General features: G+C 64.6%; 15 protein-coding genes. All 15 read right to left on the reverse strand.

Annotation, left to right across the window (positions count from 1 at the left end; all coding sequences use genetic code 11):
* Positions 1-41: 41 nt before the first annotated feature.
* Entirely contained in the window at positions 42-353 is a 312-nt protein-coding gene (locus H5407_RS10725; RefSeq protein WP_183104440.1) for an AzlD domain-containing protein, read from the reverse strand.
* Positions 350-1,051: an AzlC family ABC transporter permease gene (locus H5407_RS10730; protein WP_183104441.1), complete on the reverse strand. Its 702-nt coding sequence runs from the start codon at positions 1,049-1,051 to the stop codon at positions 350-352. The genes H5407_RS10725 and H5407_RS10730 overlap by 4 nt, the downstream gene beginning before the upstream one ends.
* Before the next feature lie 26 nt (positions 1,052-1,077).
* A complete protein-coding gene (locus H5407_RS10735; RefSeq protein ID WP_183104442.1) occupies positions 1,078-1,941 on the reverse strand; it encodes a fumarylacetoacetate hydrolase family protein in 864 nt (287 codons plus the stop codon).
* Positions 1,916-2,350, reverse strand: coding sequence for a thioesterase family protein (locus H5407_RS10740; protein WP_183104443.1), 435 nt, complete (start codon positions 2,348-2,350; stop codon positions 1,916-1,918). The genes H5407_RS10735 and H5407_RS10740 overlap by 26 nt, the downstream gene beginning before the upstream one ends.
* Positions 2,351-2,401: 51 nt before the next feature.
* Positions 2,402-4,216, reverse strand: coding sequence for an acyl-CoA dehydrogenase (locus H5407_RS10745; protein ID WP_255501192.1), 1,815 nt, complete (start codon positions 4,214-4,216; stop codon positions 2,402-2,404).
* Between the two features lie 49 nt (positions 4,217-4,265).
* A complete protein-coding gene (locus H5407_RS10750; RefSeq protein WP_183104445.1) occupies positions 4,266-5,492 on the reverse strand; it encodes a beta-ketoacyl synthase in 1,227 nt (408 codons plus the stop codon).
* The gene (locus H5407_RS10755; RefSeq protein ID WP_183104446.1) at positions 5,489-5,746 is read right to left on the reverse strand and encodes an acyl carrier protein; all 258 of its coding nucleotides are present in this window, start codon (positions 5,744-5,746) and stop codon (positions 5,489-5,491) included. The genes H5407_RS10750 and H5407_RS10755 overlap by 4 nt, the downstream gene beginning before the upstream one ends.
* A gap of 20 nt (positions 5,747-5,766) precedes the next feature.
* Positions 5,767-6,759, reverse strand: coding sequence for a beta-ketoacyl-ACP synthase III (locus H5407_RS10760; protein ID WP_220800554.1), 993 nt, complete (start codon positions 6,757-6,759; stop codon positions 5,767-5,769).
* A 619-nt stretch (positions 6,760-7,378) separates the two neighbouring features.
* On the reverse strand, positions 7,379-8,839 hold the full coding sequence (locus H5407_RS10765; RefSeq protein ID WP_183104448.1) for a TolC family protein: 1,461 nt from the start codon (positions 8,837-8,839) through the stop codon (positions 7,379-7,381).
* Positions 8,840-8,854: 15 nt separating this feature from the next.
* Complete coding sequence (locus H5407_RS10770; protein WP_183104449.1) at positions 8,855-10,906, reverse strand: ATP-binding cassette domain-containing protein; 2,052 nt, start codon at positions 10,904-10,906, stop codon at positions 8,855-8,857.
* Positions 10,907-10,913: 7 nt separating this feature from the next.
* Positions 10,914-12,236 (reverse strand): efflux RND transporter periplasmic adaptor subunit, encoded by a 1,323-nt coding sequence (locus H5407_RS10775; protein WP_183104450.1) that lies wholly within the window; start codon positions 12,234-12,236, stop codon positions 10,914-10,916.
* Between the two features lie 193 nt (positions 12,237-12,429).
* Positions 12,430-12,969 (reverse strand): response regulator transcription factor, encoded by a 540-nt coding sequence (locus tag H5407_RS10780; RefSeq protein ID WP_183104451.1) that lies wholly within the window; start codon positions 12,967-12,969, stop codon positions 12,430-12,432.
* On the reverse strand, positions 12,959-14,329 hold the full coding sequence (locus H5407_RS10785) for an ATP-binding protein (RefSeq protein WP_183104452.1): 1,371 nt from the start codon (positions 14,327-14,329) through the stop codon (positions 12,959-12,961). The genes H5407_RS10780 and H5407_RS10785 overlap by 11 nt, the downstream gene beginning before the upstream one ends.
* Positions 14,313-15,083 carry an SURF1 family protein gene (locus tag H5407_RS10790; protein ID WP_183104453.1) on the reverse strand — a complete coding sequence of 257 codons (771 nt, stop codon included), beginning with the start codon at positions 15,081-15,083 and terminating at the stop codon, positions 14,313-14,315. Before H5407_RS10790 ends, H5407_RS10785 begins: the two co-directional genes overlap by 17 nt.
* A gap of 38 nt (positions 15,084-15,121) precedes the next feature.
* Complete coding sequence (gene cyoD, locus H5407_RS10795) at positions 15,122-15,505, reverse strand: cytochrome o ubiquinol oxidase subunit IV (protein ID WP_183104454.1); 384 nt, start codon at positions 15,503-15,505, stop codon at positions 15,122-15,124.
* Between the last annotated feature and the right edge of the window lie 41 nt (positions 15,506-15,546).

The raw sequence follows: 15,546 nt of genomic DNA on the forward strand, positions 1-15,546 counted from the left end.
TCCCTTGCATCACTTATTTATCAACTGACCTGCGATCAGAATCACGAAACGCCCAGCAAGCGCAGCCCTGCGGTGACGGCAGCCGCCGTCACCACCACGGTCATGAACCCAAAGCCCCGAAGCGCCAGGCCACCGCCCGCAGCGACGCCCACGACGCGCGCCCAGCCGGCAAACTCATGAGATTCCACCAAGGTCGAGAGCGCCACCAGGGCAAAAAGAAGGGCGGCGATTGTCGCGGACAGAATGTCCTTCCCTCTTTCACTGAGTGCCGTCCTGTTGCCGAAAATGCTTCCGGACAGACGCAGCAAATACGTCCCAGCAGCAAGAACAACAATTGCAATCGCGAAATTCATGCGGCCTCCTTCGTGGGGGTGATCCTGCGATACCAAGCAAACACCAGCACAGGCAACAGGGACAGCAGGACTGGTACACCACCAGGCAAGTGCTTCTCAAGAATCACCGCAATAGCAGCACCTGTGATAGCGACGGCCGCAAAATCCTTGCGCTTCAAGTAACTGATCACTAGAGCGAGCAGAACCATGGGACCTGCGGCATCGAGGCCATAGGCGTTCGGATCGCCAATCAGCGCACCTGCACTGACGCCGACGATCGTCCCTCCCACCCAGCAAAAATACATGAGCCAGCAGAAAAAGGCATACACGGCGCGCTTCATTTCCAGCGTCTTCTGCCCCACGATGAAAGCGACCGACTCATCAGTCAGCGCAAAGGGGGCCAGATATTTCCATGCGCGGCTGACAGTGAATATCTCCGCCATGCCCGCACCATAGACGAAAAGTCTCAGATTGAGTGCAAGAGCCGTCAGCACGGCAGACCAGATTCCACCCCCTGCCATGAAAACACCGACGAAAGCAAACTGCGCCCCTCCCGCAAACACGATCGACGAAAGAAGGATGGGTACCCACCATGGCAGTCCATTCGCTATCGCGACGGCACCAAATGAGGCTCCGATCAAACCATCGGTGAGGCACACCAGCACCACACCTCGCTTCACGGACGCTTCCAAGCTCAGGATGTTTCTGTAGATACTCATTCGCGCTACCTTGGTGAAAATGCCATTCAACCTTCCATGGCCTCGCAGACCAGCTTCTGCATGCCAAGCCCGGTAATGCCGCTTTCAAGAACATCGCCGGATTGAAGATAACTCTGCCCCGGCCGCCCCAATGCGACACCCGCTGGACTTCCACAAAAAATGGTGTCGCCCGGCGCCAAACTCATGAAAGTTGCAATGTAGGTGATGAGCGCATGCGGCGTGAAGATCATCTCGGAGGCTCGGGCTGATTGCATCAGCTGCCCGTTTACCGAACAAGTCAGCGTCATCTCATGCAGCGGAAGTGCGCTCTGCGGGGTCACAAGCATTGGCCCCAGCCGACCGAATCCATCAGAAGACTTTCCCTTGACCCACTGCCCCCCACGCTGCAACAACCAATCTCGATCAGAGATGTCATTGGCAACGCAATAGCCTGCCACATGCTCGTCAAAGGAAATCTCTGTACTGCCTTGGCGAATTGCTTTTCCAATTACAAGCGCCAATTCGACCTCCCAATCCACGCGTGCACTACCCTTGGGGAGTTTCAGTACTCCATAAGGTGGCGCCGCAGCACCCATGGACTTCATTGCCAAAATGGGCTCAGGTGGCAGGGGTATGCCGACCTGCTCCGCATGACATCGGAAGTTGCCCCCGACCGTGATGAGCTGCCGTGGCTGATAGGGAATATCGAGCTGCTCAGGGACATAGGGCACGACAGCCAAGGATTGCCAGCGCTCCTCAAACCTCTCGCCCGCCGGCCTTAGCAATTCCGGCGCCATCCAGGTTCGGTCATCGCGAACCTCCAGCATCGCCGAGATGTCACGAAGCGTCCCGTCCTGCGCCATCGCGCAGGTCAGCAACTCGCCCTCATGCCGCGTTCGCAACAGCTTCATCTTCGCTATGCAGGTAACGTTCGAAAAATGCCGACTCCTGTGGGGTCAGGCGTCGCGGGCGACGGGATGCATAGTCGTAGGGCGCCATCCGCGTCGTGGCCCGGGACACCACGTCCTGTCCGCATCGGATGACACATTCAATCGTCACCACTGCTGCCTGGATGCCTGACACCCACATGTCAATTGGCACCGGTTCATGCTGGTGGACCAGAGGAGCGATATAGCTGATCTCATGGCTGACAACCACGGACCCACCTGCGAAGAAGGCGTCGCCATCCTGCCTGCCAAGGCGCCATATAAAATCAACTCGGGCTTCTTCCAGCAGTCGCAAATGGGAAACGTTGTTGACGACGCCGTAGACGTCCATATCAGACCAGCGTACCGGGCAGAGATAGGTATGTTTCAACATTTGTCTTTTTCGTTGTCGCTTGCGTCCTGAAATCCGGCAGTACAACCCGGCTCAGTTGTACAGGTATTCCGGCTGGCCACATGCCCGCGTAAAGCTAACGGCATAGTTGGACGCCGCCAACGGCGCACGCAGGAGTTCCTCACTGATCCCGAAGCCATCAATGATGCCTTCATAAGAAGTCAACAGCAGGTCATAGCATTCCAGAATCTGCCGCTGGATGGCGTTCAGGTCTGCCGCTTGCAAAAGACCGTTTGCAATGCAGAAGACAGCACTCCGCTCGATTTCCACCAGGCCAAACAGCTTGATGAGCGCCTCCAGCCCCTGCCTTGTCTGGGCATCCCTGACACGCGTGCAGGCCTCCACCATTTCTCGGCTGCCCAAGGACTTCGCCATGGAAGTGCCCAGGTCGATGGCGTCCTCGATGGCACTGTTCCAGAGTGAGGTGAAGTCGGCGTCCTCGTCCTGCCGCAGTTTGTTTCTGAGCGCGACCTTTTTGTGTTCCTGGATGAGATCCAGGAGGACCGGAACATCGCCTGCCGAGATGTGACCCACCGCCTTGAGTTTGGCCGGCGCCTCAGGGCTTGAGTCCCCGAGCAACTGGCTGATCGCCGTGGACATGAGTACCGCGTTGTCTCCCTCCGCGGTCACGAGACCTTGCAGCAGGGAAACGTAATCGGCAATGCGATTGACACTGAATATGCCCTGCGCACCGCAACGCTCCCGGCAGGTATTGATGATGCTGGTGGCCTCCCAGGTGGCGGCGCACTTCACGACCGAAATGAGCGCGGAGAGCTTGGTCGGCACATGGCTGGTGTCCGTCACATACTCCCTCTTCACGCGATTGAGCAGCGCGGTCATGCCGACGCCATTGGCAAGCGCGCGGAACAAGGGGCCATGATGGCTGCGATAGGCGATGATGGGCGCGTCGCCCTGTGCAGGAAAATTGGTCAAGCGGCGCCCGGCATATTTCAGCGCCAGATAGACCGAGGCGCGTGCCGAGCCGAGACCGGCACTTGCCACGCAGAGTCGCCCGGGAACGATGCGCGACATGGAGCTCAGAAACCTCGTGCGGGAATTGTTGGACTTCAGGTGCAGTTGCCCATCCTCTCCCACGTATTCGCCCTGACCCAGCAGTGCATTGCCAGCGGGGATCTGGACGTTGTCAAACCAGGTCAGACCGTTGTCCAGCCCTTGTACAGGCTTCTCCGGACAGGGGCTTGCGATAATGCCGGGCCGCATGCCGTCTTCATTGCAGAGTGGCACTGCAAAGGGGTAGACGCCATGGTCCTTGCCGGCATACTTTAGGCGGGCCATGACGACTGCGGTTTTCTGGATGTCTGAAAACCCGGAATACGACATGTACTTCTGAGCCAGTACGTCGGGCGTATTGATCCTGAACGTGCGGGTCGCCGGATCATATTCAGCCGTCGTGCGCAAGGCAGCGACGTTGTTGCCATAGCCGAGCTCCGTCGCCATGAACGGCCCGAAATGCTGGAGTTCGTTCAGATTCTTGATGTGCGGTGCAAGGCCCGGCCGATCCAGGCCATGGTCAAAGAAAGAGCCAAGCGTCAGGTTGTAATGCACCATCAGAACGGAAAATGCCGCCACATCCATGAGGGCCGGCCATTCCGCGAGCGCGAACAGACGGTAAGGCTGGCTCAGCACCTCCAGCGGAGACTCAATCCGGGCATGGACGAAGCGACTGCGCTCGTAGGTCAAATGGCCGGCCTGGCTCTGGTTGAGACCTGCCTGATAGTTGAATATTGGGTCTTCAAGCAATTTTGCCAGGTCCGCGTGATACCTTTCGAATTTACCATCAAAAACAAAGTCCAGCACCTGACCGCGGACATCTTCCCTCGATTCCATAATATTCACCAATATTGTTCGTTACCAGAAGCGCCTGACACACAAACCCTTAAAGGGTTGCATGCTCAGCAAACAGAAGAGAGACATTCTGACCACCGAAACCGAATGAGTTCGACAGGGCGTATTGCACCCGACTGCTACGGGCCTCGCCGCGTACGAGGTCAATGGAAATACTCGAATCCGGTTTCTTCAGATTGGCTGTGGGGGGAATGACCCCATGCTGAATGGTGAGCGCAGTGAAGGCGGCCTCAATGGCACCCGCCGCACCCAGGAGGTGGCCCGTGACCCCCTTTGTGGAGCTCACAGCGACCTTTTCTCCGAAAACGGAATGGATGGCTGCCGCCTCGATGACATCATTTCCAATCGTGGACGTGCCATGGGCATTGATGTAATTCACGGAACCCGCGGAAATACCGGCGTCGCGCAGGGCGCCCTGCATCGCCAGCTTGGCACCACGCCCATCGGGATGGGGATTCGTGACATGATGGGCATCCGCCGAAGCGCCGTAGCCGATCAACAGGCTGCGCACGCGAGCGCCGCGTGCCATCGCATGCTCAACGCTCTCAAGGACCAGGATGCCGGCCCCCTCGCCGATCACGAAGCCATCACGATTGGCATCAAAGGGACGTGAAGCCGTGTCAGGATCGACGCACCGGGACAGCGTGCGCATCCGCGCAAAGGCGGACACATACAACGGCGTGATGGGCGCCTCTGCACCTCCAGCAATCACGATATCCGCGACGCCAGAACGAATCAGCTCACGGCCGATGCCGATGGCTGACGCCCCGGAGGCGCAGGCCGAGCAAGGCGCGAAGCAGGGGCCCCTTGCGCCTGCATACATGGCCACCTTGCCGGCGGCCATGTTCAGCAGGCCCATCGGCAGCGTGGACGAGGACACGCCATTGGGTCCATCCTCCAACAGCGCCGCATGCTGCTCCTCGAGGGTTGCCGTGCCCCCTGCCCCTGAACCGATGACCACGGCCACGCGGCTTTCATCTGCCCACATGTGAGGCCGCAGGCCGGCATCCGCAAGAGCATCCGCCGCCGCAACGGCAGCGAACTGGCTGTATCTGTCCCACTGCCAGGCATTCTCGATGCCGAATTCCGCCAGATCCGTATCTGGCGCCTGGCACGAAATCCTGACGGGCAAGTCGGCCAACTTCTGATCGAAGCTGGCAACAGATCGACCCGACAGTATTCTCGCAAGGCTATCGTCGATCCCTCGCCCAGCAGGAGAGATCAGCCCGATACCGGTGACCGCGGCCGCCCTATTCACACCAGCTCCGCATTTGCAAATTGCAGAATGTCGCCGATGGAGTTGATTTTTGCCAACTCAGCATCGGGAATCTTGATGTCAAGCTTCTTTTCCAGCAGCAGTGCCAGATCCACCTGGGACAGGGAATCGAAACCCAGCTCTTCCAGCGTGGCTTCTTCCACGATGCGTTCGATTTTGAGCTTAAACCTCTTGGCAACGACTTCAGCCACTTGCTCCAGGGTGATCGCCCCCACCTTGTTTTCAACATTGCTCATTTCACATCCTCCTATTGAAGTTAGTTCCAAATCATGGCAAAAGTGCCCCAGGAAAGGCCAGCGCCAAAGGCACTGACAAGAATCCTGTCTCCAGCCTTGAAGGCATTCGATTCATGCAGTTCGTGAAGCAAAGCAGGAATTGATGCCGCCAAGGTATTCCCGTAATGCTGGATATTCAGAGCCATCCTGGATGGCGGAATCCCCGTCTCATAAGCAACCGCCTCAAGGATCCGCCGATTGGCCTGGTGCCCGACAAAGTGCTGGATCGACTCGGGAGACCAGTTGCAAGCAGCCATCACCCGGCTTGCCGACTCGGTCATGCGGGCAACCGCCTGGGTGTAGATCGCTCGACCATCCATGTGCAGGAAGAAGTCTTCGCGTGGGGTGGCGGCCAGATCGTGAGCCATGCGCGACCGCTGCCGGGATCCACCAGCATCCACAGCCAGCAGGTCCGCCTTCTCACCATCCGAGCCCAAGTCAAAGGCCACCAACTCGCCAAACCCCTGGCCCGGACCGTCTGCGACGAACAGGGCAGCGCCGCCGCCATCGCCAAAGATGGGCCGCGTGGTCCGGTCAAGCGGATTGACAAAGGTCGAAAACGCTTCGGCGCCGATCAGCAGCACGGCTTTGGACGTTCCAGCACGAATCAAGCCATTGGCGATCGCCGTCCCGTACACAAATCCGGAGCAGGCCGAGGTGATGTCGAAGGCTGAGATGTTGCCCAGGTTCAGGCGCGCGGCCACTTCCGGTGCGCCGGCCGGGCAGGTTCGGTCCGGGGATGTTGTCGCCAGGATGAGTGTGTCGATCGCAATGCCCTTGGCGCGATCCAAGACGCTTTCCCCTGCCTTGACGGCGATGTCGACAGTCGATAGACCATCGCTCACGAACCGACGCTCACGAATGCCGGTTCTCGCCTCGATCCATTCAGGACTCGTGTCCAAGCCCACCGAGATTTCTTCATTGCTGATGCGAAGTGAGGGAAACCAGGATCCCAATCCGACAAGTGCAGTCACCGTGCGCTCCAGAGGCCAATACAGACGAACTCCCGCACCGAGGCGCAGATCCAGCCGCTGATTTCGCGAGTGAACCGCCCCGGCAGACAGGGATACCAACGTTGTCAACATGAACCCGACTTAGGCGGGTACCTCCGGCGTCTTTCGACCAAGAAATTCGCCAGGAATCTCAGCGCATCCACCGTGTTAGTTACGCACCACAAGCGGGAGACCCATGCACCAGAATGGGCTACCACAACTGCGCCACTACGGCTTGGCTGAGATCAACATTTGTTTGACAACGCGGACTCTAACGCTCTGAACATGCGCACGTGTTCGCATTCGGGCGGAATACGCACCGCAACCGCGAACCTGTCAGGGTTTACAGGTCACCTCTCCTGCAGATCTCATCCATCCCCACACGGGTCGCGGTTTGGCAAAGCTGTGGGGCGTCACGCTTGTCCAGCGGACACGGCGCACTGCGCAGGCAGGGCCGGGAGACGCAATGCATGAGGGCAGAACCCAATGCAATGCCGGACGCCCCCCCGAAGCAAGCAAGCTACGGGGCGGGCCGCCACATGCACTTGATCACGCCGCCACGGCCAGGTGAAAAGAGCACGCGGCGATCCGCCTCGGCAGTTCAGGACTGAGCTGGCCGCACCCCGGCGTCGCCCCCCAGCGCCCGATACAGCGCCGCATGGTTGAGCCAGGCCTGCAGCTGCAGCTGCACGAGCGATTGCTTCGCTTCCAGCAGGGCCACGCGAGCCTGCAGCCAGTCGTGGCGGCCGATGGCGCCGACTTCCAGGCGCAGCGCGGCCAGGCGCTCGTTCTCCTGGGCCTCGGCCACGCGCCGGGCCTGGGCCTCGGTCTGGCGCTGCAGCTTCTCGCGCTGGGTCCACTGGGCTTCGGCATCGACCAGGGCCTTGTGCACGGTGTCGCGCAGGCCCAGGGCGGACTGCTCCAGGGCATTGCGGGCGCCGTCGCGCTCCAGGTTGAGGCGGCGCCAGTCGATCAGCGGGATCAGCAGGGAGGAGCTCAGGGACAGCACGGGCTGGCTGAGCCAGTCGCCCATCTTTGACCCGCCGGTGCCCACCGAGGCGCTGAAGCTCAGGCTGGGATAGCGGCTGGCCTCGGCCACGGAGAGCTGGGCCAGCGCAGCATCCACCTGCAGCCGGGCCTTCTGCACATCGGGGCGCGCGCCCAGCACCTGGGCGGGCGAGCCCAGGGTCCAGGCCGGCGGGCTCATATCAGGCAAGCGGCCGCGCGCGGCCGGCGAGGCGCCCTGCTCCAGCTGGTCCATCAGCAGGGCACGCTGCTGGGCCTGCAGCTGCTGCTCGGCCTCGAGGTCGGCCAGGCGATGCTGGGCCGCCAGCACGGACTGCGCGGCGCGGTCGGACTCCACCGGCAGCAACTTGCCCTCGCGCACCCGCAGCTTGACGATGCGCAGCAATTCCTCGGCCGCCTCCAGCTGATCGCGGGCCAGGGGGCGCAGGCGCTCCTGGGCGCCGAGCGTCCAGTAGATCTCGGCCGCGCGGGCCTCGATCACCACGCGGGCCGCGGCCACGTCGGTCTGCACCTGCTCGCGCTGAGCCAGGAGGCCGCGGTCACGCGCGGCCAGGCGGCCCCACAGGTCCAGCTCATAGCTGGCCGAGAGCGAGGCGCTGTAGCTGTGGCTCCAGCCGACCCGCGTCTCCACCGGCACTGGCCCGCCGCGGACGTCCACCGTGCGACTGCTCCCGCCGGAATCCAGCGGGCGATTGGCCGATTTGCTCAGCGAGGCCGAGGGCTGAAGGCGCAGGCCCTGCTGCTCCAGCTGGCGCTGGGCGTCCTTCAACCGCAAGGCCGCCAGAGCGATGTCGCGGTTGCGGGCCAGGGCTTCGCGCTGGAAGGCGCGCAGCTCCTCGTCCATGGCCTGGGACCAGGCTCCGGCCTGCGCCGAGGCTTCCGGGCTGTGCTGCCACTGGGCCGGCAGCGTGGGCTCGGCCGGACGCTGCAGATCGGCAGTCGCGGCGCAGCCGCCCAGCAAGGCCAGGGTCGCGGCGGCCAAGGCCAGCGCGGACAGGCGCAGGCCCTTCGTCGTCATCAGGGGATTCGTCTTCATGGTTTGTGCCTTCATTCACTCACGCGCCAGGGCGTCGACCGGGCTCAGCGCCGCCGCGCGGCGGGCCGGCAGCGTGCCGAAGAGCAGGCCGATGCCGCCCGAGACCGCGAAGGCCAGGGCCACCGCCTTGCCGCTGACATCCAGCGTCACTTTGTCCTGCGCCGCATTTGCGCCCTGTGCGGCCAGCCACGACAGGCCCAGGCCGGCCAGGCCGCCCAGGCAGCACAGCATCACGGCCTCGATCAGGAACTGCATGCGCACGTCGCTCTGCCGCGCGCCGACGGCCATGCGGATGCCGATCTCCCGCGTGCGCTCCGACACCGAGACCAGCATGATGTTCATCACCCCCACCCCGCCCACCAGCAGGGCGATGGCGCCCACGCCGGTGAAGATGCCCGCGATGATGCCCATCACCTGCTGCACCTGGCGGAACATGGCGTCCCCGTTCCAGAGCCCGAAGTCCTGCTGCCCATGCAGGGCCTTGAGCCGGTGCCTGACCTGGGCCTCGATGCTGGCAGGATCGAAGCCCTTGGCCACCAGCACGCGGAAGCTGCTCACCGCCGGCTTGGCGTCGATCTTGCTCAGGTAGGTGCTGACGGGCAGGTAGAGCGTGGCGGAGCGTCCGTCGTCCCCGTCGCCGTCGCGCTTCTCCTTGAGGATGCCGATGACCTGCACGGGCAGCGCCGCGCCCACCTGGGGCTGAGCCGCCGCGCCCGGCAGGGCGCCTTCCATGGGGGCGGGCAGGGTGTCAATCAGCATCGTGGCGCCCATCGCGGACGCCCGCCCCTTGAACAGGTCCTGCCACAGCCGGTGACTGATCACCACCACCTGCGCGCGGGCCTGGAGGTCGGCGCTCGTGAAGTCGCGTCCCAGGGCCAGTGTCAGCTGGTTGCTCTTGAGCGTGTCCGTCGTCGCGGCCACGGTCTGCCCGTTGACCTGCTGGGTGCCCTGGCGCAGGCCGCCCATCATGCGGCGCTCGCCCTGCACGTCCTGCACGCCCTCGATGGCGCGGATGGCGTCCAGCTCGTAGGGGCGGAAGTCCCGTGGCAGAGCGCCTGGTGGCAGCTTGCTCGGGTCGGACCAGACCCACAGCTTGCTCGCCACCGCCGCGCCCAGATTGCCCTCGATGCCCTGCCGTGCCGCATCGCCCAGCGCCGCGGTACAGACCACCGCCGTGATGCCGATGCAGATGCCCAGCATGGACAAGCTGGAGCGCAGCCGGTTGGCCGAAAGCGCGCCCAGGGCGGAACTGACGGCCTCGCGCAGCTGTCCGCGCCAGTGCGCCCAGAAGCTGCCGGGGCCGGCGGCCATGGACAGCGCCTCGGCGGGCACGGCATGGTCGGCAGGCGTACCGCTGTCGCGCAGCACCCGGCCATCGGACAGCTCAATGACGCGGCGTGCGTGCGCCGCCACCTTGGCATCGTGGGTCACCAGGATGATGGTGTGCCCTGCCGCATGCAGGGCGTCCAGCTGGCGCAGCATTTCCTGGCCGCTGGCCGAATCCAGCGCACCGGTGGGCTCGTCAGCGAGGATGATCTGGCCGCCGTTCATCAGCGCCCGTGCAATGCTTACCCGCTGCTGCTGGCCACCAGACAGCTCGTTGGGCTTGTGGTGCATGCGTTCGCCCAGGCCCAGGTCCGCCAGCAGACGGGCGGCACGGCCCATGCGCTTGCCGGTGGCGATGCCGGCGTAGACCGCGGGCAGCGAGGCATTGGCCTGCGCGTCCATGCCGGGCAGCAGGTGATAACGCTGGAAGATGAAGCCGAAGCGCTCGCGGCGCAGGGCGGCGAGCTCGTCGGCATCCAGCTCGCTGGCGTCCTGGCCGTCGATGAGAAACTGGCCTTCGCTGGGATTGTCCAGGCAGCCCAGGATGTTCATCAGCGTGCTCTTGCCTGAGCCGGACTGGCCGATGATGGCCACATACTCCCCGGCCTCGATGCGCAGGCTCACGCCCTGCAGCGCCGGCACGATGACGGCGGCCGGGTCGTCCGCCTTGCCCATCACGTAGCGCCGGGCGACGCCGCGCAGCTCGATCAGGGGCGGACCGTCTTGGTGCGATGTGCTCATGGCGGCCTCAGTCGATGACCACGCCGAAGTCGCCATCACCCGTCTTCTTGGCAACGGGCGCCAGCAGCAGCTTCTCGCCGGGCTTCACGCCGTCCAGCACCTGCGCCTTGCCGCCGTCCTGCAGGCCGATGCGCACCTTGCGCGTCTCCGGCTTGTGGGCCGGGTCCTGCTCGCTGCCGGGCTTGTGGATCTGCACCTCGTAGCGGCCTTGCGCATCACGTTCGCCCAGGGCGACCATGGGCAGGGTCGGCACCTGCTTCGCGCTGCCGGTCTCGATGTTCACCTGCACCGTCATGTCGGACAGCAGGCTGCGGTCCCTGTTGTCCACCTCGAAAAGCACGTTGTAGTAGACGGCATTGCCCATGCGCTCCGGCACCGGCTGGATGACGCGCACACGGCCCTCATACTGACGCCCTTCGCCGGACAGCGTCGAGAAGCGCGCCACCTGCCCCACCTTCACCGAGGAGACGTCGGCTTCGGGCACGCGGGCGCGGACGGTGATGGTGTCCAGCTGCGCCAGCGTCACCATCACCGGGGTGATCTGCACGGCAATGACGGTCTGGCCGGCCTGCACCGGGATGTTGACCACCGTACCGTCGATGGGCGCGGTGATGCGGGTGTAACCCAGGTTGAGCTGGCGCTTGGCCAGGTCCGCCTGCAGGCGCTGCATGCTGGCCTGCTGGCCGCGGTAGTCTGCCTGGAGCTTGTCCAGCTGGGCCTGGGCGTTCTCGGCCTCCTGGCCTGCGGTGGCGCTGCCGGCCAGCAGGCGCTGCTGGCGCTGGACTTCGCGCTGGGTCTGCTCGATGTCCACCCGCATGCGCTCCAGCTGCGCCTTCTGCTGCGCGACGGCGGCCTCGGCCTGGGCGAGGTCGCTGCGGGCGATCTCGGGGTCCAGGCTCACCAGCAGATCGCCCTTCTTCACGTTCTGGCCCAGCTCCACGTGCAGGGTCTGCACCTGGCCGCTGACCTGGGCGCCTACGTCCACCTTGGTGCGGGCCTGCAGGATGCCCGAGGCCTGGACGACCTGGGTGATGTCCGCCAGCTTCACCTCGCCCACGGGCGGCGGGGCGGGTGGCTTGGGCGGGTGCGTCAGGCGCCAGCCGCCGGCCACCACCGCCAGCACGGCAGCGACGATCAGCGGCGTGCGCCAGCGGCGCCAGCGCGAACGCCCCCTCTTGGGCGCCGATGCCGGCCCCTGAGGCCCGGAGGGGCTGACGGCAGGGCCGGCCGGCGGATCAACGGAATGGCTGGATGGCGCATCGGTGACGCGCGTGGTGGCAGGATGGCTGCCCGGTGGGATCACCAGGGTGTTGGAGGCGCAGTCGCTCACGGTCTCTCCCGTCGTTCTTGTCCGAATGGCGGGCAGCCGAGTAAAGGTGCCCGAAGTGGGCGAAGTCTAGAGAGCGGACGCGAGCAGCGCGGGTGCCAAAAGACAGGGTCGGGATGACCCGTCGATTCGATGGGACGAGCGGTGCAGGCGCCCGATGGATGAGCCGGTCATTGCCGTAGCAAGACTTGACCCCTCACTTCACCCGCTGCTTCTCCAGCTTCCTCGCCAGTGTGCGGCGGTGCATGCCCAGGCGGCGGGCGGTCTCGGAGATATTGAAGCCGGTTTCGGCCAGGGTCTCGTGAATGCGCTCCCACTCCAGGGTCTTGATGGAGGTGGTGCGCTCGGTGAGCTCGACCTCGGCGTCGCCCTCGGCCTTGTCGAAAGCGGCCTCGATGTCGTCGGTGTTGGCGGGCTTGGCGAGGTAGTGGCGGGCGCCCAGCTTGATGGCCTCGACGGCGGTGGCGATGCTGGCATAGCCGGTCAGCACAACGATGACCATGGTCTCGTCATGCGCATGCAGGGCCTGCACGCAGGCCAGGCCGGAGTCGCCCCCGGCGAGCTTGAGGTCCACCACCGCGAAGGCCGGCTGGTACTGCGCGAGCTTGGCCTGCACCTCCGCCAGATTGGCCGCGCGCAGCACTCGATAGCCGCGCCGTTCGAAGGAGCGGATCAGGGTGCGGGCGAAGCTGTCGTCGTCCTCGACGATGAGCAGCAGGCGGTCTTCAGCGTTCACGCTGGCCTTTCTTGGAGGAACTCGGGCGCTGCACACTGAGGCTGGACAGGGGCAGGCGCATGCTTACCTCGGCCCCGCCCTCCCAGCCGTTGCGGGCCTCGATCTTGCCACCCAGGCTGCGGGCGACGTTGACCGAGAGGAAAAGGCCCAGGCCGCCGCCGGGCTTGCCCTTGCTGCTCTGGTAGGGCTTGCCGAAGCGTTCCAGCATCTCGGGGGCAAAACCTGGCCCCTGGTCCAGCACGGTCAGGGCGAGGACTTCGCCGTCCTGCTCCAGCGCGGCGCGCAGGGTGATCTCGCCGTGCGGACAGGCTTCCAGGGCATTGTCCAGCACGTTGTCCACCATCTGGCGCAGAGCGAAGTCCGAGTACATGGGCACATCGGGCAGGTCCTGCGACTCGAAGTGCAGGGCCCTGGCCGGCCGCGTGCGGCGCCACTGAGCCACCAGCTCGTCGAGAAAGGCGTGCAGATGCGTCTGCGCCGGCGCCTCGCCGCGCGCCTCGCCGGCCGAGAGCAGGATGCCGCTGACGATGGTCTTGCAGCGCTTGAGCTGCAGCTGCATCTCCTCGATCTCCTCGCGCAGCTCGGGGTCCCCCGCGAAGGGTGCCATGCGGGCCCAGTCGCCCAGGATCACCGACAGCGTGGCCAGCGGCGTGCCCAGCTCGTGCGCCGCGCCCGAGGCCAGCAGGCCCATGCGCACGATGTGCTCCTCCTCCGCCGCGCGCTGGCGCAGCTTGGCCAGACTAGCATCGCGCTGCCGCAGATTGCGCACGATGCGGTGCATGAAGACCACCAGCAGCACCGCATTGAGCAGGAAACACAGCAGCAGCCCGCCGATGAAGTGCACCGAGAGCGCCGGCACGTCCACATCGGGCAAGGCCACGGGACGGTACACATGGGTCAGCGTCATGAAGCTGACGCTGGCGATGAAAACCATGGCCCAGATGTAGGCCGGCCGCAGCAGCACCGTGCCCACCGCGATCTGCAGCAGGAAGAGAAAGCAGAAGGGATTGGTGATGCCGCCGCTGTAGTAGAGCTGGCCGCTGAGCACCGCCACATCGATCAGCACGCCGCCGAAGAGCGCGCCATTGCTGACGTCCCGCCCGCTGCGGCTGTGCAGCCAGCTGGCCACGTTAAAGAGGGCCAGGGCACCCAGCAGGGTCAGCATCTCGGCCAGGGGCAGGCGGATGGCCAGCAGGAAGTGCACGGCCAGGATGGTGGCCAGCTGCCCCGCGACGGCCAGCCAGCGCAGCTGGATCAGCTGCAGCAGGTTGCGACGCCCAGCCAGGGTCTCCGAGGCACGGCCGGCTGCACCGAGGTGGGCGACCTCGGCCTGCTCCTGCGCTTCAAGCGTCGGGTTCAACAGCGGCCGCTCCAGGGACTCGGCGCCTCTCGAAGCGCCACACGAACACCAGGGCCCCGATCACCATGGCCGCCAGGGCGAACCAGGTCAGGGCATACATGAGGTGATTGTTGCTGAAAGCCAGAATGGTCAAGCCGGCACGCGGCCACTGGCCTTCGCTGCCCTCGCTGGCATCCACGAAGAAAGGCGCCACCTCGCCCGGCAGTTGCTGCGCGGCGGCGATGCCCTCGACGTCGCGGGAATACCAGCGCCCCGTCCCGGGATCGTTGTGCTGCCAGAGCCGGCCTTCGGGCTCGGTCACGCGCAGCAGGCCCAGCAGCGTCACCTCGCCCTGCGGCTCGGGCCGGGTGGCGGGATCGCGGTGCTCGGCATCGACAAAGCCCCTGTTGACCAGCACCCAGCGGCCGTCCGAGGTTCGCAGCGGCGTCAGCACCCACCAGCCCGTGCCCAGCACGGTGCTGGCCTGGACCCGGGTCTCGCGGCCATGATCGAAGTGACCGGACAGCTGCAGGCGCTGGTACTCGTGCGTGTCACGCTGGACACGGGGCCAGTCCTGCGGCGCCGGCAACGGCTGGGGATCGCTGCGCTGGCTGGCCTCGATGCGGGCCAGCAGCGCCTCCTTCCAGGCCAGGCGCTGGACCTGCCAGAGGCCCAGGGCCAGGAAGACGCCGATCAGGACGAAGCCGCCCAGCGTCACCGCCAGCAGCCGCCACAAGGGGCGGTGCGGGGCGACGAAGGTGGGCGGCTTGTTCATGGCAGCTGGATCGGCGGCAAGGCTCCGATCCTCTCGCATCAGGGCAGATTGCGCATGTCGTGCACGGGCATCATGTTGGCGTTCATGTGGTACATGACCCAGATGGAGCCCGCCAGCATGATCAGCACCAGCGCGGCGGTGAAGATCAGGGCCAGCAGGGACCAGCCGCCCTCGACCTTGCTGTTCATGTGCAGGAAATAGATCATGTGGACGACCATCTGCACGGCCGCGAAGGCCAGGATCACCAGCGCGGTGGTGTTCTTGCTCGGCAGCACCTGGCCCATGACCAGCCAGAAGGGAATCGCCGTCAGCACGACGGACAGCAGGAAGCCGACCACATAGCCCTTGACCGTGGCGTGGTAGGCCAGGTCATCGTCGTGGTGGCCGTGATCAGCGTGTTGATCGTGATGTTGTTCGCTCATGTGACTTCTCAATCAGTCTTAGCAGTAGGCCTCCCAAGCCC

The sequence above is a fragment of the Mitsuaria sp. WAJ17 genome (genome assembly GCF_014174515.1).
GTDB lineage: Bacteria > Pseudomonadota > Gammaproteobacteria > Burkholderiales > Burkholderiaceae_C > Roseateles_B.

What these genes read in the sequence shown, in the direction of transcription:
- H5407_RS10725 (WP_183104440.1), bottom strand. Translation starts at nt 353, where the DNA reads ATGAATTTCGCGATTGCAATTGTTGTTCTTGCTGCTGGGACGTATTTG.
- H5407_RS10730 (WP_183104441.1), bottom strand. Translation starts at nt 1,051, where the DNA reads ATGAGTATCTACAGAAACATCCTGAGCTTGGAAGCGTCCGTGAAGCGA.
- H5407_RS10735 (WP_183104442.1), bottom strand. Translation starts at nt 1,941, where the DNA reads ATGAAGCTGTTGCGAACGCGGCATGAGGGCGAGTTGCTGACCTGCGCG.
- H5407_RS10740 (WP_183104443.1), bottom strand. Translation starts at nt 2,350, where the DNA reads ATGTTGAAACATACCTATCTCTGCCCGGTACGCTGGTCTGATATGGAC.
- H5407_RS10745 (WP_255501192.1), bottom strand. Translation starts at nt 4,216, where the DNA reads ATGGAATCGAGGGAAGATGTCCGCGGTCAGGTGCTGGACTTTGTTTTT.
- H5407_RS10755 (WP_183104446.1), bottom strand. Translation starts at nt 5,746, where the DNA reads ATGAGCAATGTTGAAAACAAGGTGGGGGCGATCACCCTGGAGCAAGTG.
- H5407_RS10765 (WP_183104448.1), bottom strand. Translation starts at nt 8,839, where the DNA reads ATGAAGACGAATCCCCTGATGACGACGAAGGGCCTGCGCCTGTCCGCG.
- H5407_RS10770 (WP_183104449.1), bottom strand. Translation starts at nt 10,906, where the DNA reads ATGAGCACATCGCACCAAGACGGTCCGCCCCTGATCGAGCTGCGCGGC.
- H5407_RS10790 (WP_183104453.1), bottom strand. Translation starts at nt 15,083, where the DNA reads ATGAACAAGCCGCCCACCTTCGTCGCCCCGCACCGCCCCTTGTGGCGG.
- cyoD (WP_183104454.1), bottom strand. Translation starts at nt 15,505, where the DNA reads ATGAGCGAACAACATCACGATCAACACGCTGATCACGGCCACCACGAC.